Raw genomic sequence first — 21,070 nt, 5'->3', positions numbered from 1 at the left:
GCGTGGGTGAGCCACTGGGGGCGCACAACGACGTCCCAGAGTACCTTCCGCGTGCCGAGGGGGTCAAAACAGGGGGTGCAGGTCCTTCCCGGCGACCTCCAGGACCCGCCGCGTGAGGTCCGCGAGGAGCGGCGTCTCGAGCCGCCAGTGCTGCCAGTGCAGGGGCACGTCGAGGTGACCGCCCGGCACCACCTCGACGAGTGCGCCCGATGCGAGGTCCTCGCGTGCGGCGACCTCGGGCACCATCCCCCAGCCCAGCCCCTGCCGGACGAGCTCGACGTACGCCCACGAGGAGGGGACGTGGTGCACCGGCGCCTCGAGCGCGCCGCCGCCCAGCTGCTGGACGAACCTGTCCTGCAGCGCGTCCTTGTCGTTGAACGCGATCGCCGGCGCACGGCCCACGCGGCGCGCGGCATCGGCACGCCCGACCCGGCCCTGCGCGGGCGCCCCGGGCCCGTCGCCGGCGTCGGCGTCGGCGATCCAGCGCCGGTGGAAGGCCGGGGCGGCGAGCGCGAGGTAGCGCATCGCGCCCAGCGCGTGGACGCGGCACCCCTGCACAGCCCGCCCGTCGGCCGTCACGGCCGCCATGACGGTGCCCGCGCGCAGCAGCTCGTCCGAGTGGTCCTGGTCCTCGCGCCGCAGGTCCACCACGACGTCGTCGGGCAGCTCGCGCAGGACGCGCGGGAACCACGTGGACAGGGAGTCGGCGTTCACGGCGACGGCGAGCCGGACGACGCCGCGGGCGTCCGGGGTCAGGGCGCGCCCGGCCTCCGCCTCCAGGAGCGCGAGCTGGCCGGCGAGCCGCACGAGGACCTCGCCCGGGGCCGTGGGCAGGCAGGGGCGCACGCGGCGGACGAGCACCTGGCCCGCGCGCTGCTCGAGCGCCTTGACCCGCTGGCTGACCGCGGACGGCGTCACGTGGAGCACGCGCGCGGCCGCGTCGAAGCTCCCGTGCTCGACCACCGCGGCGAGCGTGGCGAGCTGCTGCCGGTCCAGTTCCATGTGAGCCATGCTAATGATGCTGAAGAAAGATGAACTGGTCTTCACCTGCGGACCGACCTAGCGTGTCGGCGTGACCACCGCCGCCCTCTCGGGCCTCCTCACGGGCCTGTCCCTGATCGTCGCGATCGGGGCGCAGAACGCGTTCGTGCTCCGCCAGGGCATCCGGCGCGAGCACGTGCTGACGGTCGTCCTCGTGTGCGCCCTGGCCGACGCCGCACTCATCGTCGGCGGGGTCGCCGGCCTGGGGACCCTGGTGACCGCGCACCCCGTCGTGCTGACGGTCACGCGCTACGCGGGCGCGGCCTTCCTCCTCCTCGTCGGGGCCCAGGCCGCCGCGCGTGCGCGTCGGCCGGCGCACCTGGACCCCGCGACGGCGGCCCCGGCCGGCCACCGCGGGGTCCTCGCGACCGCCCTCGCCCTGACCTTCCTCAACCCGCACGTCTACCTGGACACGGTCGTGCTGCTGGGCTCGGTCGCGAACCAGCACGGACCCGCGGGGCGCTGGGCGTTCGCCGCCGGGGCCGTCTCCGCGAGCGCGCTGTGGTTCACGGGGCTCGGGTTCGGCGCGCACCGCCTGCGGCCCGTGTTCGCGCGCCCGAGCGCCTGGCGCGTCCTCGACGCCGCGATCGCCGTCGTCATGGTCACGCTCGCCGTCTCGCTCCTCCTCGCCTGAGGCCGCCGGCCTGCGCCGAGCACGCCGGCGACGTCACCGGCGGCGCTGCACGCGACCCGCGTCCCACACGGCCTCGGGCGTCTCCACGACCTCGCCGTCCGCTCCGAACACCAGGAACCTGTCGAACCCGCGCGCGAACCAGCGGTCGTGCGTCACCGCGACGACGGTCCCCTCGAACGCGGCGAGCCCTCGCTCGAGCGCCTCCGCCGAGTGCAGGTCGAGGTTGTCCGTCGGCTCGTCGAGCAGCAGCAGGGTCGCCCCGCCGAGCTCGAGCAGCAGGATCTGGAAGCGCGCCTGCTGGCCACCCGAGAGCGTCCCGTACCGCTGCTCCGCAGCAGCGACGAGCTCGTAGCGGTCGAGCGCCTTGCTCGCCTGCTCACGCCCCATGCCCGCCCGGGAGCCGTGCCCGCGGTGCAGGATCTCCAGGAGGGTGCGCCCCGCGAGCTCGGGGTGCGTGTCGTTCTGCGCGAACCAGCCGGGCCGTACCCGCGAGCCGAGCACCACCCGGCCGGTGTGGGCCACCGGGGCCGGCGCGACGGCCGCCCCCTCCCCCGTGCCCGCGTCGTCCACCGGGGCGTGCTCCCGGTCGGGGTCGGTCCCGCCCGCAGCGAGGAGGCGCAGGAAGTGCGACTTGCCCGACCCGTTGGACCCCAGCACCGCGACGCGTTCCCCGAACCACACCTCGAGGTCGAACGGACGCATGAGGCCCGTCAGCTCGAGCCGCTCAGCGACCACGGCGCGCTTGGCCGTGCGGCCGCCCACGAGGCGCACCCGGACGTCCTGCTCACGGGCCATGACCTGCGGCGGGCCGACCTCCTCGAACTTGCGCAACCGGGTCTGCGCGGCCTGGTAGCGCGAGGCGAGGCCGTCGTTGAAGGCCGCCTTGTTCTTCAGGGTGTTCACGAGGTCACGAAGCTTGGTGCGCTCCTCCTCCCACCGTCGGGTCAGCTCCTCGAGCCGCGCGACGCGCGCCGCACGCGCGGCGCCGAAGTCGCCGAACCCTCCCCCGTGCACCCACAGGGTCGAGCCCGCCTCGGTCGGCTCGAGGCTGGCGACGTGCGTGGCCGTCCGCGCGAGCAGCTCGCGGTCGTGGCTCACGAAGAGCACCGTCTTGCCCGACGACGCGAGCCGCTCCTCGAGCCACCGCTTGGTCGGCACGTCGAGGTAGTTGTCGGGCTCGTCGAGCAGCAGCACCTCGTCCGGCCCGCGCAGCAGGGCCTCGAGCACGAGCCTCTTCTGCTCGCCGCCCGAGAGCGTGCGCACCTCACGGTGCTGGGCCCGGTCGAACGGGAGCGAGAGCACCGCGTCGGTGACCCGGTCCCAGCCGACCTCGGCCTCGTAGCCGCCCACGTCGGCCCAGTCCGCGAGCGCCTGCGCGTAGCGCATCTGGGAGGGCGTGTCGTCGACCTCCATCATGGCGAGCTCGGCGGCCGTCAGCTCGGTGGCCGCCGCGCTGACCGCCGCGGGCGCGAGCGACGCGAGCAGGTCCCGGACCGACCGGTCGTCGGCGATGCGCCCGACGAACTGCCGCATGACCCCCAGGCCGCCCGACCGTGCGACCGTGCCCGCATGCGGCTGCTCGTCGCCCGCCACGATCCGCAGCAGCGTCGTCTTGCCCGCCCCGTTGGGTCCGACGAGCGCGGTCTTGGCGCCGTCCGCGACCCGCAGGTCGATGCCGGCCAGCAGGGGGCGGCCGTCGGGCAGCACGTAGCCGATGCCGTTGATGTCCAGGTGTCCCACCGCACGAGTGTCCCGTGCCACCGGGCGCCGCCGCGACGGCATTGCGCGCGCCCCGGGGACGGGCGCCCCTCGCGCGGCCCGCCGTGGGCCGGCCCCGTCGCGGCGACCGCACAGGTCCCGGATGCGTGCGCCACGGCCCGGTGCCACGGTAGGGGCATGACCAGCGACACGGGCGGCTACGGCGACACCACCGGCACGTCCCCGGACCCGGAGTCCGGGGCCGAGGGCGACAGCAACCAGCTCGAGCAGGACGACACGCTCCTCGACAGGGGCGTCGAGAACGTGCTCGACGAGGGCTACTCCCCGCCCGACCACCCGAGCGGCCACCGCCTCGAGACCGAGCTCGAGCAGTACGAGGGCGAGTCCCTCGACGAGCGGCTCGCCCAGGAGCAGCCGGAGGTCTGGGACACCGCCGACGGGCCCGACGCCGGGGCGAGCGACCCGGACCGCGCCGGACGGCTCGCGCCCGCGGTCGCGGAGTCCGGCGGCCTGTCCGCCACGAGCCTCATGGCCCAGGACGTCGGCATCGCCGGCAGCGGCGCGAGCGCCGAGGAGGCCGCCGTGCACCTCGTGCCCGACGAGGACGAGCTCGACGACGACGGGTTCGACCAGGGGTTCGACGCCGACCTGACCGCACCCGACGAGGTCCCCCGCCCGCAGCGGTGACCCGTCACGGTCGCCGCCCCGTCAGGCCCCGTCCGCGCCCGCGGATGTCGAGGGCGCCGCGGCCCCTGCGACGACGTCGTGCGCCACCGCGCTGATCGGCCTCGAGCCCGCCCGAGCCTGTGCGCGCAGCCGCGCGAAGGCGTCACCCACGGACACGCCCTCCCGCTCGGCGAGCACGCCCTTGGCCTGCTCGATCACGACCCTGCTGTCGAGCGCGCGCTGGAGCTGCACCGCCACCGTCGTCGCCTCGTCCATCGCACGGTGCTGGAGGATCGCGAGCGTGGCCATGTCCGCGAGCGAGCGAGCGACGGCGAGGCCGCCCGCGCCGAGCGGTCCGGCGTCACGCCGGAAGAGGTTGAGCGCACCGATCGTCTCGCCCTCGTGGTGCAGCGGGATGCCGTAGGCCCGGTCGATGCCGAGCGCCTGCGCCCCCGCGACCCAGTCGGGCCAGTCCTCCTGGCGCGCCGGGACGTCGTCGACCACGACGAGCTCGTCGCGGCGCATCGCCTCGAGGCACGGGCCCTGGCCCGAGCGCACCTGCACGAGCTCGAGGAGCTCGGCCTGGTGGGTGCTCGCCGCGAGCACCTTGGGGGTCGACCCCGGGTCCGCCAGGAGCAGGCCCGCCGCCCAGACGTCGAGGACCTCGACGCACCCGTCGACGAGCCGCTGCGCGAGGTCCGGGACCGCGTAGGGCCCGACGAGCGTCGCGGCCAGGTCCACGAAGACCTGCGCGACCGCGACGGGGTCGGCGCCGTGCTGCTCGTCGGTCATCCGTCCTCCTCTTCCCGGTGCGCGTGCGCGTCGTCGACGTCCGCGGGGTCGCGGCGCGCGCGCGTCTGCCGGGCCCGCTCGGCGAGGTCGGCCGCACGAGGGTAGACGACCTCCTCGAGCACGAGCCCGTGCGCGGGCGCGACGGCGCTCCCGGGGTCCCGGGCGCGGCCTGCGAGGAGCTCCGCGGGCCACCCGGCAGACCGGCGGCCCTCGCCGACGGCCACGAGCGCACCGACGAGGGCGCGGACCATGCTGTGGCAGAACGCGTCGGCCTGCACGACGACGACGACGAGACCGGCGTCCTGGCCCGTCGAGGGCCGCACGACGTCGAGGACCTGCAACGTGCGGATCGTCGTGGCCCCCGGTCGCGGGCGGCAGAACGCGGCGAAGTCGTGCCGCCCGACGAGGTCCGCGGCGGCCTCGCTCATCGGCCCCACGTCGAGCGGCAGGCGGTTGCGCACGACGTGGCTGCGGCGCAGCGGGTCGACCCGGACCGCGTCGTCGGCCAACCGGTAGGTGTACCGGCGGTGCAACGCGGAGAAGCGCGCGTCGAAGCCCTCAGGGGCGGGCTGTGCCCTGTGCACCACGACGTCGGGCGGCAGGACGCCGGCGAGCCTGCGGACGAGCGCGACGCCGGGCTCCCCGGTCATCCGACCGCGGACGGCCGCCCACACGTCCGGGTCGAGGTCGACGTGCGCGACCTGACCGCGCGCGTGCACGCCGGCGTCCGTGCGGCCGGCGACGGTCAGGCGCGGCTCGGCGCAGCGCAGGACCGTCCCGAGCGCCGCCTCGAGCGTGCCCTGCACCGTGCGCAGACCGGGCTGCGTCGCCCAGCCGGCGAACGCGGTCCCGTCGTAGGACAGGTCCAGCCGGACGCGCAGACCAGCGGACCCCTCGGACCGGGAGGACCGCCCCTCCTCGGGCTCGGCGCTGACCTGCTGCTCGGCACTCACGTGCACACGGTACTGAGCCCTGCGCGTCCCGGCCGCACGTCGACGGGCCGGCGGGGCCTCGGCCGCGTGGCGGGCGCGGGCCGCACGGGCCTCGCCGTGTGGCGAGCGCGGGCCGCACGGGCCTAGGGTCGCCGCGTGAGCACCAGCACGGACGCACCGGGGGCGGGACGCACGCTCGCGGTCGACTGCGGCGGCGGCGGCATCAAGGCCTCCGTGCTGGACGCCGCGGGCACGCTCCACGTGCCCCCGGTCCGGGTGCCGACGCCCTACCCCCTGCCGCCCGAGCGGCTCGTGGCGACCATCGTCGAGATCGCCCGGGGCCTCCCGCCCGCGGAGCGCGCGACCGTGGGCATGCCGGGCATGATCCGCCACGGCGTCGTCATCGCGACGCCGCACTACGTGACCCGCTCGGGGCCGCGGAGCCGGGTCGACCCGGAGCTCGTCGCCGCATGGGCCGGCAAGGACATGGCGGCGGCCCTCGGCACGGCGCTCGGCTGCCCGACCCTGGTGCTCAACGACGCGGAGGTCCACGGCGCGGGCGTCGTCTCGGGCAGCGGTCTCGAGCTCGTGCTCACCCTCGGGACCGGCCTCGGTTCCGCGCTCTTCGACGGCGGCGTCCTGTCCCCGCACCTCGAGCTGTCGCACGCGCCCGTCCGGTGGGGCGTGACGTACGACGCCTACCTGGGCGAGCACGAGCGACGGCGGCTCGGCGACGCCGCCTGGTCACGCCGCGTGCGTCGCGCCGTCGACGGCCTGCGGCCGGTGTTCCACTGGGACCGCCTCTACCTGGGCGGGGGCAACTCTCGCCGCATCCGGCCGGTCACGCTCGACGCGCTGGGCGACGACGTCGTCGTGGTGCCGAACTCCGCGGGCATCGTCGGCGGCGTGCGGGCCTGGGCGCTACGGGCGGGCTCGGCGCATCACCCGGGCGCGGGCTGAGCCGCCCGGTCCGCACGCTCGAGCCGGTCGAGCTCGTCGAGCGCCCCGAGCATCACCCGGTTGAAGGCGACCGGGCGCACGACGCTGACGAGGTGCGTCGCACCCGGCACGACGACGAGCCGGGCCGACGGGCAGGCGCGCAGGAAGCGCCTCTCCTGCGTGCGGAAGTGGTCCCACCGGCCGTTGACGAGCCACACCGGGCAGTGGATGCGCCGGAGGTCGTCGAGCGTCCGGACGGTGCGCATCTGCGTGAGGAGGTCGACCATGACGTCGAGGGCGAAGCCACCCTCGGCGAGCATCTTCGCCCCTTCGGTCGGCAGCGCACGGTCCACGAGGGCCTGGTTGAGCCACTCCCCCCGGTCCGGCAGCCTCCCGATCATGCCCGCGGCGAGCCGCCACGCGTCCGTGAGCGGGTTGCCCGGGTCGGTGCTGCACCCGGCGGCGACGAGGCCGACGACGCGCTCGGGCCTGCGGGCCGTGTAGGTGATCCCGAGGAAGCCGCCGAGCGACAGACCGACCAGGCAGGCGCGTCCACCGACGGCGTCGACCGCGTCGTCGATCGCCTCGAGGCTGCCCTCGACGGTGAACGTCTCCCCCGCACGTCGCCCGTGCCCGGGCAGGTCGATCGCGAGCGCCTCGCGGCCGGTCCGCCGCAGGGCCTCGAGCTGCGTCCCCCACATCGTGCGTGAGACACGTGCGCCGTGCAGCAGGACGACGGGGACGGCGCCCGCACCGTGCGTGTCACGCGAGGTCATCCGTCCAGCCTACGGCGCAGGGCCCGGACCGTGATCGGTCCGGGCCCTGCGTGGTCGTCCGTGGTGCGTGGTGCGTCAGGCCTTCTCGGAGCCCTCGGTGGTCTCCTCGGCCGGGGTCGCGTCCACGGTCTCCTCGGCGGGGGTCTCGACGGCCTCGGTCTCCTCGACCGGCGCCTCCTCGACCGGAGCTGCGGCCTTCTCGGCCTTCTTCGGTGCGGCGGCCTTCTTCGTGGCCTTCTCGGCCTCGCGGACGGTCGCCTGCTTCGGGCTGACGGGCTCGAGCACGAGCTCGATCACGGCCATGGGTGCGTTGTCACCCTTGCGCGGGCCGATCTTGGTGATGCGCGTGTAGCCACCGTGGCGCTCGGCCATGGCCGGCGCGATCTCCGTGAAGAGCACGTGCACGACGCTCTTGTCGCGGACGGTCGTCAGCACACGGCGACGCGCGTGCAGGTCGCCGCGCTTGGCGAAGGTGATCAGGCGCTCGGCGAGCGGGCGGAGCCGCTTCGCCTTGGCCTCGGTCGTGGTGATCCGACGGTGCTCGAACAGGCTCGTCGCCAGGTTGGCGAGGATGAGCCGCTCGTGCGCCGGACCGCCGCCGAGCCGCGGACCCTTGGTGGGCGTAGGCATGGTCTGTACTCCTCAGTTCTCGAAGATCGCGGGACCGGTCGGGTTCACCGTCCGGTCCGCCACGGCGTCAGGACAGCTCGTCCTCGGGGAAGTCGGCGTCGTCGTAGTAGGCGGCCGCGGTGGGGTCGAAGTCGATCGGGCTGTCCTTGAGCGACAGGCCGAGCCCGGCGAGCTTCTCCTTGACCTCGGTGATGGACTTCGCACCGAAGTTGCGGATGTCCAGGAGGTCGGCCTCGCTGCGTGCCACGAGCTCGCCCACCGAGTGGATGCCCTCGCGCTTGAGGCAGTTGTAGGAGCGGATCGTGAGCTGGAGCTCCTCGATCGGCAGGGCCAGGTCGGCGGCGAGAGCGGCGTCCGTCGGCGACGGCCCGATCTCGATGCCCTCGGCCTCGACGTTGAGCTCACGGGCGAGGCCGAAGAGCTCGACGAGCGTCTTGCCCGCGGAGGCGAGCGCGTCGCGCGGCGTGATGGCCCGCTTGGTCTCGACGTCGACGATGAGCTTGTCGAAGTCGGTGCGCTGCTCGACACGCGTGGCCTCGACCTTGTAGGTCACCTTGAGGACCGGCGAGTAGATCGAGTCGACCGGCACGCGGCCGATCTCGGCGTCGTAGGCCTTGTTCTGCTGCGCGGAGACGTAGCCGCGGCCGCGCTCGACCGTGAGCTCGACCTCGAGCTTGCCCTTGCCGTTGAGCGTGGCGATGTGCAGGTCGGGGTTGTGGACCTCGACGCCGGCCGGCGGCGTGATGTCAGCGGCCGTGACCGTGCCGGGGCCCTGCTTGCGCAGGTACATCACGACGGGCTCGTCGTTCTCCGAGGAGACGACGAGCTCCTTGATGTTCAGGATGATCTCGGTGACGTCCTCCTTGGCGCCGGTGACGGTGCTGAACTCGTGCAGCACGCCGTCGATCCGGATCGACGTCACGGCCGCGCCCGGGATGGACGAGAGCAGCGTGCGACGCAGGGAGTTGCCGAGCGTGTAGCCGAAGCCCGGCTCGAGCGGCTCGATGACGAACCGCGAGCGGTACTCGGAGATGACCTCTTCGGTCAGGGTGGGGCGCTGTGCGATGAGCACGGTGGGTGTCCTCTCAGTGTGCGTCCGCCATATGACGCATCACGCGGGCCTGCGCGGTCTCGGTCCACCGGGCAGGGTCCTTCTGGTCCGCGCGGCCCGCAGGGCGGGTCACGCGGGACGTGCGGCCGGGGCGGGCGGGAGACCCGCCCGCCCCGGCGACGAGATCAGACGCGGCGGCGCTTCGGCGGACGGCAGCCGTTGTGCGCCTGGGGCGTCACGTCCTGGATCGAGCCGACCTCGAGGCCCGTGGCCTGGAGCGAGCGGATCGCGGTCTCACGGCCCGAGCCGGGGCCCTTGACCAGGACGTCGACCTTCTTCATGCCGTGCTCCTGGGCACGACGCGCGGCGGCCTCGGCGGCGAGCTGCGCCGCGAAGGGCGTCGACTTGCGCGAGCCCTTGAAGCCGACCTGGCCGGACGAGGCCCACGCGACGACCGCGCCGGACGGGTCCGTGATCGAGACGATCGTGTTGTTGAACGTGCTCTTGATGTGGGCGACGCCCACAGCGATGTTCTTCTTCTCCTTGCGCCGCGGCTTGCGCGCAGCGCCGGCAGTACGGGTCTTGGGAGGCATTGCGTTCCTTGTCTAGGTCTGAGGTCGTCGGCCGCGGACGCCGCCGCACGGTGCGTACCGTGCGGGCGTCCGCGAGGGTGGCTACTTGCGCCCGGCCTTCTTCTTGCCGGCCACGGTGCGCTTCGGGCCCTTGCGGGTGCGGGCGTTGGTCTTGGTCCGCTGACCGCGCACGGGCAGGCCGCGACGGTGCCGGATGCCCTCGTAGCTGCCGATCTCGACCTTGCGGCGGATGTCCGCAGCGACCTCGCGGCGCAGGTCACCCTCGAGCTTGTAGCTGTTCTCGAGGTGGTCGCGCAGGGCGACGAGCTCAGCGTCGCCGAGGTCCTTGACGCGCAGGTCCGGGCTGATGCCGGTGGCCGCGAGCGTCTGCTGGGCGCGGGTGCGACCGACGCCGTAGATGTAGGTGAGCGCAACCTCGAGCCGCTTGTCACGGGGGAGGTCGACGCCGACGAGACGTGCCATTCACTGCTCCTGTACTGCCTCGGAGGTCCTCCGCACGGTCCTCCCGCTGCTGCGGGCCCCGGCCTCCGACCGGGGGTTGCGTCCCGACCCTGGGGTCGGAAGGCGCTGACCGTACGCTGGTCCGGCGCTCGCGCGTGCGAGGCCGGGGGTCGACCGCGTCGACCTGGTGCACCCCGGCCCGAGGGCCGGGACGCCGGGGCTCAGCCCTGGCGCTGCTTGTGCCGCAGGTTGTCGCAGATGACCATCACACGACCGTGCCGGCGGATCACCTTGCACTTGTCGCAGATCTTCTTGACGCTGGGCTTGACCTTCATTGCTCGTTCCTCCGCCGCCGCACGCGCGCACGAGCGTGCGACGGGCGGCAGTGTCGATCGGGGGTGATCCGGACGATCACCGGCGGGCTACTTGTAGCGGTACACGATCCGGCCGCGGGACAGGTCGTACGGGCTCAGCTCCACCACGACCCGGTCCTCGGGGAGGATCCGGATGTAGTGCTGACGCATCTTGCCCGAGATGTGAGCGAGAACCTTGTGGCCGTTCGCCAGCTCCACGCGGAACATCGCGTTCGGCAGGGCCTCGACCACGCTGCCCTCGATCTCGATGACACCGTCCTTCTTTGCCATTTCCTCCGCTAACTGTGTGGTGACAGGACGTCCGTGCCCGGGCGACCGTCGGCGCGGGCCTACGGGCGTCCGAACAGGGATCGGATGCCGAGTCCCGCCGGCGACGCGCGGACCTGAGTCCGGGCGAGGTCGACGAGGGCACACGCACCCAACGGGCCATCCTACGGCATGGACGACGCGGGCGAAAACCGGCGTCGTCGGCCCCGTGCTGTGCTCAGACCGGCCCGGTCGTCGAGTTCCAGGGCGCGACGGTGACGCCGAGCTCGGCGAGCCGCGCGGCACCGCCGTCCGGCGCCGTCAGGACCCAGATGCCGTCCGGCCCGATGGCGACGGTGTGCTCCCAGTGCGCCGCCCGGGACCCGTCCTCGGTCACGACCGTCCAGTCGTCCTCGAGGACCTGGGTCGCGCGCGACCCGCGCGTGAGCATCGGCTCGACGGCGACGCACAGACCCGCGCGCAGACGCGGCCCGCGCTCGCGCGTGCGGTAGTTGAGGACCTCGGGCGGCTGGTGCATCGCGCTCCCGATGCCGTGCCCGACGTACTCCTGCACGATGCCGTAGGGCGTCCCCGACGCGGCGACGACGTCCTCGACGGCGTCCCCGACCTCTCCGACGCGCTCCCCCTTGGCGAGCGCCGCGATGCCTGCCCACATCGCCTGCTCCGTCGCGTCGCTGAGGGCGACGTCGGCCGGGTCGGCCTCGGGGAGCACGACGGTGAACGCCGCGTCGCCGTGCCACCCGTCGACGATGGCGCCGCAGTCCACCGACACGACGTCGCCGGGCTCGAGGACCCGCGGTCCTGGGATCCCGTGGACGATCTCGTCGTTGACCGAGACGCAGAGCGTCGCGGGGTAGCCGTGGTAGCCCAGGAACGACGGCGTCGCGCCGGCCTCGCGGATGACCTCGGCAGCGACGGCGTCGAGGTCGGCGGTCGTCACGCCGGCCCGCACCGCGTCACGCACGGCGGCGTGCGCTGCGGCGACGACGAGTCCTGCGCGCCGCATCACCTGGACCTGCTCGGCCGTCTTGTACTCGATCTTCTCGCGCCCGAACACCTGCGGCCTCTCAGACCGCGCGGTGGGCGAGGGCGTCGTCGAGCGCGACCGCGATGCGGTCCGCGACCTCGTCGATCTCGCCGATGCCGTCGATGCGCACGAGGAGGCCACGCTCGGCGTAGGCGGCCGTCAGCGGCGCCGTCTGCTCGTCGTAGATGTCCAGGCGGCGAGCGATCGACTCCTCGGTGTCGTCCTCACGGCCCTCGACCTGCGCCCGCAGCCGGAGCCGCTCGAGCAGTTCGGCACGGTCCGCCGTGAGCTCGACGACCGCGTCCAGCGCCACCTCGTGGCCAGCCAGGATCGCGTCCAGCTCGGCGACCTGCGCGGCGTTGCGGGGATACCCGTCGAGGATGAACCCCTCGGCAGCATCCGCCTGCGCGAGCCGGTCACGGACCATGTCGTTGGTCACGGAGTCGGGCACGAGCTCGCCGCGGGCCGTGTAGCTCTGCGCGAGCTCGCCGAGCGGCGTGCCGCCCTTGATGTTGGCCCGGAAGATGTCGCCCGTGGAGATCGCCGGTACCGCGAGGTGCTCCGCGAGACGGGCGGCCTGGGTGCCCTTGCCGGCTCCCTGCGGACCCATGATCACCAGACGTGCTGTCACCGCAGGAACCCTTCGTAGTGCCGCTGCTGGAGCTGGGACTCGATCTGCTTGACGGTCTCCATGCCGACGCCGACGACGATGAGGATGGACGCACCGCCGAACGGGATGTTGGTGCCGACGCCCAGGAGGATGAACGCGATCAGCGGGATCATCGCGACGAACGCCAGGTACACCGAGCCGGGCGCCGTGATGCGCGAGATGACGTAGTCGAGGTACTCCGCTGTCGGGCGGCCCGCACGGATGCCGGGGATGAAGCCGCCGTACTTCTTCATGTTGTCCGCGACCTCGTCCGGGTTGAACGTGATCGCCGTGTAGAAGTAGGCGAAGAAGATGATGAGCAGGACGTAGAGCCCGATGTTGAGGGGGCTCGCCGGGTCGGCCACGTTGTTGACCATCCAGATGACCCAGCCGGCCGTCTGGTCGGCGAACTGGGCGATGAGGCCCGGGATCGCGAGGAGCGACGACGCGAAGATCACCGGGATCACGCCGGCCATGTTGATCTTGATGGGGATGTAGGTGCTCGAGCCCCCGTACATCTTGCGTCCGACCATGCGCTTCGCGTACTGCACCGGGATCCGCCGCTGGGACTGCTCGACGAACACCACGAGCCCGATGACGAGCACGATGATGCCCAGCACGATGATGAACTTGGTCACGCCGTTGTCGCCGCCCGCGATGGACCACATGGCCGTCGGGAACGTCGCGGCGATCTGCGTGAAGATCAGGAGCGACATGCCGTTGCCGATCCCGCGCTCGCTGATGAGCTCGCCGAGCCACATGATCAGCGCTGTGCCCGCGGTCATGGTGACGACCATGATGAGGATCGTGGTCACGCCGTCGTTGGGGATCACGTCCACCGAGCAGCCCTGGAAGAGCAGTCCGTTGCGCGCCACCGTGATGATGGTCGTGGACTGCAGGATCGCGAGGCCGATGGTCAGGTACCGGGTGTACTGCGTCAGGCGCGCGGTCCCGGACTGGCCCTCCTGGTGCAGGGCCTCGAAGTGCGGGATGACGACGCGGAGCAGCTGCACGATGATGCTCGCCGTGATGTACGGCATGATGCCGAGCGCGAAGACGGCGAGCTGGAGCAGCGCGCCACCGCTGAAGAGGTTCACGAGCCCGAGGAGGTCGTTCGCACCCTGGGTCTCGGCCACGCACTGCTGGACGTTCCCGTAGTCGACGCCGGGCGTCGGGAGGAACGAGCCGACGCGGAAGACCGTCATGATCGCGATCGTGAACAGCAGCTTGCGCCGCAGATCTGGGGTCCGGAACGCCCGAACGAATGCGCTGAGCACCTGTCCTCCTGCTCCGCCGACGGCGGTTGTGTCGTCGCGTCGGTGACCCGACGTGCGGGCCCATGCCCGCGGGCCCCTGCGAACCCTAACCGAGACCGGCCACCGGGCGGCACAAGGGCCGGGTCGCGATGCGGCCCGGCCCTTGGTCCAGCGTCAGTCCTGGCTGATGGAGCCACCGGCAGCGAGGATCTTCTCCTGCGCCGATGCCGAGACCTTCTGCACGGAGACCGTGAGCTTGACGCTCACGTCACCGTTGCCGAGCACCTTGACCGGTGCGCCCTTGCGGACCGCACCCTTGGCCACGAGGTCCTCGACCGTGACGTCGCCGCCCTTGGGGTAGAGCACCGCGAGGGTGTCCAGGTTCACGACCTGGTACTCCGTGCGGAACGGGTTCTTGAACCCGCGCAGCTTCGGCAGACGCATGTGCATCGGCATCTGACCACCCTCGAACCGCTCGGGCACCTGGTAGCGGGCCTTGGTGCCCTTGGTGCCACGACCGGCCGTCTTGCCCTTGGACGCCTCACCACGGCCGACTCGCGTCTTGGCGGTGTGCGCGCCGGGAGCCGGACGCAGGTGGTGCAGCTTGAGCGTGCCACCGGCACCCTCGGCGGGAGCCTTGGCCTTCGCCCTGGTGGACGACGCGGCGGGCTTGTCCGCCGCGGCGGACGCCTTGGCGCTCGCCTTGGCCGGGGCCTTGGCGGCCGGCTTCTCGGCCTTCGCGGGCTTGTCGGCCTTGGCGGCAGCCTTGGCCGGAGCCTTCTCGGCAGCAGCCTTGGTCGACGCCTTCTTGGGGGCGGGCGCGGACTCCGCGGCAGCCGCGGCGTCCTTGTCCTTCTTGGTCTCTGCCATGGTCACTCGACCTCCTCGACGGCGACGAGATGCGTCACCGTAGCGACCATGCCGCGGATCTCCGGACGGTCCTCCTTGACGACGACGTCGCCGATGCGCTTGAGGCCGAGGGTCCGCAGCGTGTCGCGCTGGTTCTGCTTGCCGCCGATGGCGGACTTGGTCTGGGTCACCTTGAGCCGGGCCATCAGGCACCTGCCTTCGCGGCGATGCCCGCGGCACGCGCCCGGAGCATCGAGGCGGGGGCGACGTGCTCGAGGCTCAGGCCGCGACGTGCAGCCACCGCCTCGGGCTCCTCGAGGTTGCGCAGGGCCTCGACGGTCGCGTGGACGATGTTGATCGCGTTGCTCGACCCCATCGACTTCGACAGCACGTCGTGGATCCCGGCGCACTCCAGGACCGCGCGGACCGGACCACCGGCGATGACACCGGTACCGGGGGACGCGGGGCGCAGGAAGACGACTCCGGCCGCGGCCTCACCCGTGATGGGGTGAGGGATCGTGCCCTGGATGCGGGGGACGCGGAAGAAGCTCTTCTTCGCCTCCTCGACACCCTTCGCGATCGCGGCGGGCACCTCCTTGGCCTTGCCGTAGCCGACGCCGACGGTGCCGTCGCCGTCGCCCACCACGACCAGCGCGGTGAAGCTGAAGCGCCGACCGCCCTTGACGACCTTCGACACGCGGTTGATGGTCACAACCCGCTCGAGGAAGGCGCTCTTGTCGGCGTCGCCACGGCCTCCGCCACGACGCTCGCCGCGCTCACGCCGGTCGCCGCCGCCGGCGGGGGGGCCGCCAGCCTGGGCGCCGGTGTTGCTGCGCTGCGGTGCAGCCATCAGATAATCCTCTGCTTCCGTACGGACAGGACTCGGTGAGCGGTCACAGGACCAGCCCGCCCTCGCGGGCACCGTCGGCAACCGCCGCGACCCGACCGTGGTACTTGTTGCCGCCGCGGTCGAACACGACGGCCTCGATGCCAGCGGCCTTGGCGCGCTCGGCGATGAGCTCGCCGACGCGCTTGGCCTTGGCGGTCTTGTCACCGTCGAACGACCGGAGGTCCGCCTCGAGGGTGGACGCGGACGCCAGGGTGCGACCGACGGAGTCGTCGACGACCTGGGCGACCATGTGTCGGGTCGACCGGGTGACGACCAGGCGCGGGCGCACAGCCGTGCCGGCGACCTTCTTGCGAAGACGCAGGTGGCGGCGAGCCCGGGCGACTGCCTTGCCCTTGCCACGGATCGTGAGTGCCACGTTACTTACCAGCCTTTCCGGCCTTGCGGCGGACTACCTCGCCGGCGTAGCGCACACCCTTGCCCTTGTAGGGCTCGGGCTTGCGGATCTTGCGGATGTTCGCGGCGACCTCGCCGACCTGCTGCTTGTCGATGCCGCTGACCGAGAACCGCGTGGGCGCCTCGACCGTGAAGGTGATGCCGTCCGGGGCGGAGACCACCACGGGGTGGCTGAAGCCGAGGGCGAACTCGAGGTCCGAGCCCTTCGCGGTAACGCGGTAACCGGTACCGACGATCTCGAGCTTCTTCGTGTAGCCCTCGGTGACACCGGTGACCAGGTTGGACAGCAGCGTGCGGGTCAGGCCGTGGAGCGAACGCGACGCGCGCTCGTCGTCGGGCCGGGCCACGACGAGCGAGCCGTCGTCGGCGCGCGTGACCTGGATGGGGCTGGGGATGGTGTGCGTCATGGTGCCCTTGGGGCCCTTGACGGTCACCAGGGACGCATCGATCGTGACGTCCACGCCGGCCGGGACCGGGACGGGGACCTTGCCGATTCGAGACATGGCTCTCTCCTCTCGGTTCTCGGGTTACCAGACGTAGGCGAGGACTTCCCCACCCACGCCCTTCTTGGCGGCCTGCTTGTCGGTGAGCAGCCCGGAGGACGTGGACAGGATCGCCACGCCGAGGCCGCCCAGCACGCGGGGCAGGTTGGTGGACTTGGCGTACACGCGCAGACCAGGCTTGGACACGCGGCGGACGCCGGCGAGCGAACGCTCGCGGTTGGGGCCGAACTTGAGCTGGATCGTGAGGCTCTTGCCCACCGGGGCGTCCTCGACGGACCAGCCGGCGATGTAGCCCTCGGCCTGCAGGATGTCCGCGATGTTGCCCTTGAGCTTGGAGAACGGCATCGTCACGGAGTCGTGGTACGCGGAGTTCGCGTTCCGCAGACGGGTCAGCATGTCTGCGATCGGGTCGGTCATCGTCATCGGGCTTGTGCCCTTCCTCGACGCGGTATCCCCACGCTGAGCGCGTGCGGGACCTGCGACGTAGTTGTTACCAGCTGCTCTTGGTCACGCCGGGAAGCTCGCCACGGTGCGCCATCTGGCGCACGCAGATGCGGCACAGCCCGAACTTGCGGTACACGGAGTGCGGGCGACCGCACTTCTGGCACCGGGTGTAGGCACGCACGCCGAACTTCGGCTTCCGCGCCGCCTTCTGGATCAGGGCAGTCTTCGCCATGTCAGTTCTCCTTGAAGGGGAAGCCCAGACGGCGGAGCAGCGAGCGGCCCTCGTCGTCGGTGGTCGCGGTCGTCACGACGGTGATGTCCATGCCACGAACCCGGTCCGTACGGTCCTGGTCGATCTCGTGGAACATCACCTGCTCGGTCAGGCCGAAGGTGTAGTTGCCGTGACCGTCGAACTGCTTGGGCGAGAGCCCACGGAAGTCACGGATGCGCGGGAGCGCGAGCGAGACCAGGCGGTCCGCGAACTCCCACATCCGGTCGCCGCGCAGCGTCACGTGGGCGCCGATCGGCATGCCCTCGCGCAGCTTGAACTGGGCGATCGACTTGCGGGCCTTCGTGACCTGCGGCTTCTGCCCGGTGATCGCGGTGAGGTCCTTGATGGCCCCGTCGATCAGCTTCGAGTCGCGCGCGGCCTCGCCGACGCCCATGTTGACCACGATCTTCACGAGGCGTGCGACCTCGTTGACGTTGCTGTGGCCGAACTCCTCGCGCAGCGCCGACTGGATCTCCTCGGCGTAGCGCGTCTTGAGGCGCGGGGCGACCGACGGCTCGGTGGTCGCGTCAGTGGTCTGGGTGCTCATCAGATGTCCTTACCGGAGCGCTTGGCCACCCGGACACGGACCGTGCGGGTCCGGCCGTCGCGCTCGATCTCCTCGGTGCGGTACCCGACCCGGGTGCCCTGCTTGGTCTCCGGGTCCACGAGCATCACGTTGCTGACGTGGATCGGGGCCTCGACGGTCTCGATGCCACCGGTGCGCGTCCCGCGGTTCGTCTGACCCGCCTTGACGTGCTTCGTGACGCGCTGGACACCCTCGACGACGATGCGGTCGGAGTCCTTGACGACCTCGAGCACACGACCCTGCTTGCCACGGTCACGTCCCGAGATGACGACGACGAGGTCGCCCTTCTTGATCTTGGCCATGGTCAGAGCACCTCCGGAGCCAACGAGATGATCTTCATGAACTTCTTGTCGCGCAGCTCGCGGCCCACCGGGCCGAAGATGCGCGTCCCACGAGGCTCGCCGTCACCCTTGAGGATCACGGCCGCGTTCTCGTCGAACTTGATGTACGAACCGTCCGGACGGCGGCGCTCCTTGGTGGTGCGCACGACCACGGCCTTGACGACGTCGCCCTTCTTGACGTTGCCGCCGGGGATGGCGTCCTTGACGGTCGCGACGATGACGTCGCCGATACCGGCGTAGCGACGGCCAGAGCCACCGAGAACACGGATGCAGAGGATCTGCTTCGCTCCCGTGTTGTCGGCGACCTTGAGTCGCGACTCCTGCTGGATCATCTACCTACTCCTGTCGTCTGCTGGTTCTCGCTGCGCTTGTCGCCTGCGAGCCTGGCCGAACGGATGTGTGTGGTCGGGCTGCGGACCGGACCCGGTGCCGAGGCCCCGGGACTGAGGTCGGACTACTTCGCCTTCTCCAGGATCTCCACCACACGCCAGCGCTTGGTCGCCGACAGCGGACGGGTCTCCATGATGAGGACAAGGTCGCCCGCGCCGGCCGCGTTGGCCTCGTCGTGCGCCTTGACCTTGCTCGTGCGTCGCAGGACCTTGCCGTAGAGCGGGTGCTTGACCCGGTCCTCGACCTCGACCACGACGGTCTTGTCCATCTTGTCGCTCACCACGTAGCCGCGCCGCGTCTTGCGGTACGGCCGGTGGTCGGCCGCCGCGGCGGCCTCGACCTTGTTCGTCTCGGTGCTCATGTGTGACCTCTCGCTCACTCAGCGCTGGAGCTGGGTGCGGTACGGATGCCGAGCTCGCGCTCGCGCAGGATCGTGTAGATCCGCGCGATGTCGCGGCGAACGGCCTTGAGACGCCCGTGGCTCTCGAGCTGACCGGTGGCGGACTGGAAGCGGAGGTTGAACAGCTCCTCCTTGGCCTTCTTCAGCTCGGCGACGAGCGTGTCGTCGTCCATGCCGTCCAGCTCGACCGGAGCGAGCTCCTTCGACCCGATAGCCATCAGTTGCCACCACCCTCGCGTACCACGAAACGGCACTTCATCGGGAGCTTGTGCATCGCGCGCCGCATCGCCTCACGGGCGAGGGGCTCCGGGACGCCGGCGAGCTCGAAGAGCACGCGGCCCGGCTTGACGTTCGCGATCCACCACTCGGGGGAACCCTTACCAGAACCCATGCGGGTCTCCGCCGGCTTCTTGGTCAGCGGACGGTCGGGGTAGATGTTGATCCAGACCTTGCCGCCACGCTTGATGTGGCGGGTCATGGCGATACGAGCAGCCTCGATCTGCCGGTTCGTGACGTAGGCGGGCTCGAGAGCCTGGATGCCGTACTCACCGAACGAGATCGCGGTGCCACCGGTCGCCGCGCCGGAGCGCGAGGGGTGGTGCTGCTTGCGGTGCTTGAGCCTGCGCGGGATCAGCATGCTCAGGCCTCCGTTCCGGACTCGGGCGCACCTGCGGTCGCCGCCTCGGCAGCCGGCTGGGCCGGCGCGTCGGTGGTGGCCTCGGCACGGTCGCGACGAGCGCCGCCGCGGGCCGGGCGGTCGCCACGGTCGCTGCGCGGACCGCGAGGAGCACGCGGGCCGGCCGTGGCCTGCTCGCGAGCGAACTCCTTCTCGGTCATGTCGCCCTTGTAGATCCAGACCTTCACGCCGATCTGGCCGAAGGTCGTCTTGGCCTCGAAGAGGCCGAAGTCGATGTTCGCGCGCAGGGTGTGCAGCGGCACGCGCCCCTCGCGGTAGAACTCCGACCGGCTCATCTCCGCGCCGCCGAGGCGACCCGAGCACTGGACCCGGATGCCCTTGGCGCCGGCACGCTGGGCGGACTGCATGCCCTTGCGCATCGCACGACGGAACGACACACGGCTCGCGAGCTGCTCGGCGATGCCCTGGGCGACCAGCTGGGCCTCGATCTCGGCGTTCTTGACCTCGAGGATGTTCAGCTGGACCTGCTTGCCCGTGAGCTTCTCGAGCTCGCCGCGGATCCGGTCGGCCTCGGCGCCGCGGCGACCGATGACGATGCCGGGACGCGCGGTGTGGATGTCGACACGGACGCGGTCACGCGTGCGCTCGATCTCGACCTTGGCGATGCCTGCGCGCTCCAGGCCCGTGGACATGAGCTTGCGGATCTGGACGTCCTCGCGGACGTAGTCGCGGTAGCGCTGCCCGGGCTTGGTGCTGTCGGCGAACCAACGCGACCGGTGGTCGGTGGTGATGCCGAGGCGGTACCCGTGCGGGTTGACCTTCTGGCCCACTATCGGGTCCTCTCCTTCTTCTCGACCGGCGCGACGACCACGGTGATGTGGCTCGTGCGCTTGAGGATCTGGCTCGCGCGGCCCTGTGCACGGGGGCGGAACCGCTTGAGGGTGGGGCCCTCGTCGACGTACGCCGCGGAGACCACGAGCGTCGAGACGTCGAAAGCCTCGTTCGCGCGGTCCGCCTTGACGCGGGCGTTCGCGATCGCGCTCTCGACGACCTTGCGGACGGTCTCGCCCGCGGCCTGCGGCGCGAACTTCAGCGTCGCCACGGCCTCCTCGGCCTGCTTGCCACGGATGAGGTCCACGACGCGCCGGGCCTTCTGGGGCGTGACACGGACGAACCGCGCCTGCGCCTTGGCTTCCATTGCTGTCCTGCCTTCTTGTGTCGTCATGGGAAGACTTCCTGCGAGTTCCGTCGTCACCGACCCGAGGTCAGCGACGACGTCCCTTGCGGTCGTCCTTCTCGTGGCCGCGGAACGTCCGCGTCGGGGCGAACTCGCCGAGCTTGTGGCCGACCATCGACTCGGTCACGAAGACCGGGACGTGCTTGCGGCCGTCGTGCACGGCGAACGTGTGTCCGAGGAAGTCGGGGGTGATCATCGACCGACGGGACCAGGTCTTGATGACCGTCTTGGTCCCCTTCTCGTTCTGGACATCCACCTTCTTCTGAAGGTGGTCGTCCACGAAGGGGCCCTTCTTCAGGCTGCGTGGCATCTGTCAGGCTCC

At 71.7% G+C, this 21,070-nt stretch carries 33 protein-coding genes; 3 read left to right on the top strand and 30 right to left on the bottom strand.

What is annotated here, in order from left to right; genetic code table 11:
• Nucleotides 1–63 precede the first annotated feature (63 nt).
• A complete protein-coding gene (locus tag FZ988_RS11825) occupies nucleotides 64–1,002 on the bottom strand; it encodes a LysR family transcriptional regulator ArgP (protein WP_149204235.1) in 939 nt (312 codons plus the stop codon).
• 70 nt (nucleotides 1,003–1,072) lie between these two features.
• Here FZ988_RS11825 and FZ988_RS11820 point away from each other — a divergent pair, with 70 nt between their 5' ends.
• Complete coding sequence (locus tag FZ988_RS11820; protein ID WP_149204234.1) at nucleotides 1,073–1,675, top strand: LysE/ArgO family amino acid transporter; 603 nt, start codon at nucleotides 1,073–1,075, stop codon at nucleotides 1,673–1,675.
• A 33-nt stretch (nucleotides 1,676–1,708) separates the two neighbouring features.
• On the opposite strand, the gene FZ988_RS11815 is transcribed toward FZ988_RS11820, so the two are convergent.
• Nucleotides 1,709–3,415 (bottom strand): ATP-binding cassette domain-containing protein, encoded by a 1,707-nt coding sequence (locus FZ988_RS11815; protein ID WP_149204233.1) that lies wholly within the window; start codon nucleotides 3,413–3,415, stop codon nucleotides 1,709–1,711.
• Nucleotides 3,416–3,571: 156 nt separating this feature from the next.
• Between FZ988_RS11815 and FZ988_RS11810 the strand changes: the two genes are divergently transcribed.
• Nucleotides 3,572–4,081 carry a DUF5709 domain-containing protein gene (locus FZ988_RS11810; protein ID WP_223145118.1) on the top strand — a complete coding sequence of 170 codons (510 nt, stop codon included), beginning with the start codon at nucleotides 3,572–3,574 and terminating at the stop codon, nucleotides 4,079–4,081.
• 21 nt (nucleotides 4,082–4,102) lie between these two features.
• Here the strand turns inward: FZ988_RS11810 and FZ988_RS11805 are convergent, their stop codons facing one another.
• Nucleotides 4,103–4,852, bottom strand: a complete 750-nt coding sequence (locus FZ988_RS11805) for a GAF and ANTAR domain-containing protein (RefSeq protein WP_149204232.1) — start codon at nucleotides 4,850–4,852, stop codon at nucleotides 4,103–4,105.
• Nucleotides 4,849–5,733 (bottom strand): tRNA pseudouridine(38-40) synthase TruA, encoded by an 885-nt coding sequence (gene truA / locus FZ988_RS11800; RefSeq protein WP_149204344.1) that lies wholly within the window; start codon nucleotides 5,731–5,733, stop codon nucleotides 4,849–4,851. The genes FZ988_RS11805 and truA overlap by 4 nt, the downstream gene beginning before the upstream one ends.
• Before the next feature lie 207 nt (nucleotides 5,734–5,940).
• On the opposite strand from truA, the gene FZ988_RS11795 reads away from it, so the two are divergent.
• Nucleotides 5,941–6,744: an ROK family protein gene (locus FZ988_RS11795; RefSeq protein WP_149204231.1), complete on the top strand. Its 804-nt coding sequence runs from the start codon at nucleotides 5,941–5,943 to the stop codon at nucleotides 6,742–6,744.
• Here the strand turns inward: FZ988_RS11795 and FZ988_RS11790 are convergent.
• The 26 genes from FZ988_RS11790 to rpsS form a co-directional block, all read right to left on the bottom strand.
• A complete protein-coding gene (locus FZ988_RS11790; protein WP_149204230.1) occupies nucleotides 6,726–7,499 on the bottom strand; it encodes an alpha/beta fold hydrolase in 774 nt (257 codons plus the stop codon). The two genes, FZ988_RS11795 and FZ988_RS11790, sit on opposite strands and share 19 nt — an antisense overlap.
• A 75-nt stretch (nucleotides 7,500–7,574) precedes the next feature.
• The gene (rplQ, locus tag FZ988_RS11785) at nucleotides 7,575–8,129 is read right to left on the bottom strand and encodes a 50S ribosomal protein L17 (protein ID WP_149204229.1); all 555 of its coding nucleotides are present in this window, start codon (nucleotides 8,127–8,129) and stop codon (nucleotides 7,575–7,577) included.
• Nucleotides 8,130–8,196: 67 nt separating this feature from the next.
• Nucleotides 8,197–9,201: a DNA-directed RNA polymerase subunit alpha gene (locus FZ988_RS11780; protein WP_149204228.1), complete on the bottom strand. Its 1,005-nt coding sequence runs from the start codon at nucleotides 9,199–9,201 to the stop codon at nucleotides 8,197–8,199.
• Nucleotides 9,202–9,365: 164 nt separating this feature from the next.
• Complete coding sequence (gene rpsK / locus FZ988_RS11775) at nucleotides 9,366–9,773, bottom strand: 30S ribosomal protein S11 (protein ID WP_149204227.1); 408 nt, start codon at nucleotides 9,771–9,773, stop codon at nucleotides 9,366–9,368.
• Between the two features lie 81 nt (nucleotides 9,774–9,854).
• Entirely contained in the window at nucleotides 9,855–10,235 is a 381-nt protein-coding gene (gene rpsM / locus FZ988_RS11770; protein ID WP_149204226.1) for a 30S ribosomal protein S13, read from the bottom strand.
• Nucleotides 10,236–10,435: 200 nt separating this feature from the next.
• On the bottom strand, nucleotides 10,436–10,549 hold the full coding sequence (gene rpmJ, locus FZ988_RS11765; protein ID WP_003956441.1) for a 50S ribosomal protein L36: 114 nt from the start codon (nucleotides 10,547–10,549) through the stop codon (nucleotides 10,436–10,438).
• Between the two features lie 87 nt (nucleotides 10,550–10,636).
• Nucleotides 10,637–10,858 (bottom strand): translation initiation factor IF-1, encoded by a 222-nt coding sequence (gene infA, locus FZ988_RS11760; RefSeq protein WP_012867920.1) that lies wholly within the window; start codon nucleotides 10,856–10,858, stop codon nucleotides 10,637–10,639.
• 214 nt (nucleotides 10,859–11,072) lie between these two features.
• On the bottom strand, nucleotides 11,073–11,912 hold the full coding sequence (gene map / locus FZ988_RS11755) for a type I methionyl aminopeptidase (RefSeq protein ID WP_149204225.1): 840 nt from the start codon (nucleotides 11,910–11,912) through the stop codon (nucleotides 11,073–11,075).
• 10 nt (nucleotides 11,913–11,922) lie between these two features.
• Entirely contained in the window at nucleotides 11,923–12,513 is a 591-nt protein-coding gene (locus FZ988_RS11750; protein WP_246169455.1) for an adenylate kinase, read from the bottom strand.
• On the bottom strand, nucleotides 12,510–13,808 hold the full coding sequence (gene secY, locus FZ988_RS11745; protein ID WP_149204224.1) for a preprotein translocase subunit SecY: 1,299 nt from the start codon (nucleotides 13,806–13,808) through the stop codon (nucleotides 12,510–12,512). The genes FZ988_RS11750 and secY overlap by 4 nt, the downstream gene beginning before the upstream one ends.
• A 153-nt stretch (nucleotides 13,809–13,961) precedes the next feature.
• Nucleotides 13,962–14,657 carry a 50S ribosomal protein L15 gene (gene rplO / locus FZ988_RS18755; RefSeq protein WP_149204223.1) on the bottom strand — a complete coding sequence of 232 codons (696 nt, stop codon included), beginning with the start codon at nucleotides 14,655–14,657 and terminating at the stop codon, nucleotides 13,962–13,964.
• 2 nt (nucleotides 14,658–14,659) lie between these two features.
• Nucleotides 14,660–14,842: a 50S ribosomal protein L30 gene (rpmD, locus tag FZ988_RS11735; protein WP_149204222.1), complete on the bottom strand. Its 183-nt coding sequence runs from the start codon at nucleotides 14,840–14,842 to the stop codon at nucleotides 14,660–14,662.
• Entirely contained in the window at nucleotides 14,842–15,486 is a 645-nt protein-coding gene (gene rpsE, locus FZ988_RS11730; protein WP_149204221.1) for a 30S ribosomal protein S5, read from the bottom strand. Before rpsE ends, rpmD begins: the two co-directional genes overlap by 1 nt.
• A gap of 43 nt (nucleotides 15,487–15,529) precedes the next feature.
• Nucleotides 15,530–15,901 (bottom strand): 50S ribosomal protein L18, encoded by a 372-nt coding sequence (gene rplR, locus FZ988_RS11725; protein WP_149204220.1) that lies wholly within the window; start codon nucleotides 15,899–15,901, stop codon nucleotides 15,530–15,532.
• Nucleotide 15,902: 1 nt separating this feature from the next.
• Nucleotides 15,903–16,442 carry a 50S ribosomal protein L6 gene (gene rplF / locus FZ988_RS11720; RefSeq protein ID WP_149204219.1) on the bottom strand — a complete coding sequence of 180 codons (540 nt, stop codon included), beginning with the start codon at nucleotides 16,440–16,442 and terminating at the stop codon, nucleotides 15,903–15,905.
• A gap of 24 nt (nucleotides 16,443–16,466) precedes the next feature.
• Nucleotides 16,467–16,865: a 30S ribosomal protein S8 gene (rpsH, locus tag FZ988_RS11715; protein ID WP_149204218.1), complete on the bottom strand. Its 399-nt coding sequence runs from the start codon at nucleotides 16,863–16,865 to the stop codon at nucleotides 16,467–16,469.
• 67 nt (nucleotides 16,866–16,932) lie between these two features.
• Nucleotides 16,933–17,118, bottom strand: a complete 186-nt coding sequence (locus FZ988_RS11710) for a type Z 30S ribosomal protein S14 (protein ID WP_149204217.1) — start codon at nucleotides 17,116–17,118, stop codon at nucleotides 16,933–16,935.
• A gap of 1 nt (nucleotide 17,119) precedes the next feature.
• On the bottom strand, nucleotides 17,120–17,704 hold the full coding sequence (rplE, locus tag FZ988_RS11705) for a 50S ribosomal protein L5 (RefSeq protein WP_149204216.1): 585 nt from the start codon (nucleotides 17,702–17,704) through the stop codon (nucleotides 17,120–17,122).
• Nucleotides 17,704–18,045, bottom strand: a complete 342-nt coding sequence (rplX, locus tag FZ988_RS11700; RefSeq protein WP_149204215.1) for a 50S ribosomal protein L24 — start codon at nucleotides 18,043–18,045, stop codon at nucleotides 17,704–17,706. The genes rplE and rplX overlap by 1 nt, the downstream gene beginning before the upstream one ends.
• A gap of 2 nt (nucleotides 18,046–18,047) precedes the next feature.
• On the bottom strand, nucleotides 18,048–18,416 hold the full coding sequence (gene rplN / locus FZ988_RS11695) for a 50S ribosomal protein L14 (protein ID WP_149204214.1): 369 nt from the start codon (nucleotides 18,414–18,416) through the stop codon (nucleotides 18,048–18,050).
• Between the two features lie 122 nt (nucleotides 18,417–18,538).
• A complete protein-coding gene (rpsQ, locus tag FZ988_RS11690; RefSeq protein ID WP_149204213.1) occupies nucleotides 18,539–18,835 on the bottom strand; it encodes a 30S ribosomal protein S17 in 297 nt (98 codons plus the stop codon).
• A 14-nt stretch (nucleotides 18,836–18,849) separates the two neighbouring features.
• On the bottom strand, nucleotides 18,850–19,092 hold the full coding sequence (gene rpmC / locus FZ988_RS11685) for a 50S ribosomal protein L29 (protein WP_149204212.1): 243 nt from the start codon (nucleotides 19,090–19,092) through the stop codon (nucleotides 18,850–18,852).
• Nucleotides 19,092–19,511, bottom strand: coding sequence for a 50S ribosomal protein L16 (gene rplP, locus FZ988_RS11680; RefSeq protein WP_149204211.1), 420 nt, complete (start codon nucleotides 19,509–19,511; stop codon nucleotides 19,092–19,094). The genes rpmC and rplP overlap by 1 nt, the downstream gene beginning before the upstream one ends.
• A 2-nt stretch (nucleotides 19,512–19,513) precedes the next feature.
• The gene (gene rpsC / locus FZ988_RS11675) at nucleotides 19,514–20,341 is read right to left on the bottom strand and encodes a 30S ribosomal protein S3 (RefSeq protein ID WP_149204210.1); all 828 of its coding nucleotides are present in this window, start codon (nucleotides 20,339–20,341) and stop codon (nucleotides 19,514–19,516) included.
• The gene (rplV, locus tag FZ988_RS11670; protein WP_149204209.1) at nucleotides 20,341–20,709 is read right to left on the bottom strand and encodes a 50S ribosomal protein L22; all 369 of its coding nucleotides are present in this window, start codon (nucleotides 20,707–20,709) and stop codon (nucleotides 20,341–20,343) included. Before rplV ends, rpsC begins: the two co-directional genes overlap by 1 nt.
• 67 nt (nucleotides 20,710–20,776) lie before the next feature.
• A complete protein-coding gene (gene rpsS, locus FZ988_RS11665; RefSeq protein ID WP_034223448.1) occupies nucleotides 20,777–21,058 on the bottom strand; it encodes a 30S ribosomal protein S19 in 282 nt (93 codons plus the stop codon).
• Nucleotides 21,059–21,070: the final 12 nt, after the last annotated feature.

It is taken from the genome of Actinotalea subterranea (assembly GCF_008364845.1).
GTDB classification, from domain to species: Bacteria; Actinomycetota; Actinomycetes; order Actinomycetales; family Cellulomonadaceae; genus Actinotalea; species Actinotalea subterranea.
Note: the sequence above shows the minus strand (reverse complement) of the source record. Positions and strands in the feature narration are given on the sequence as shown.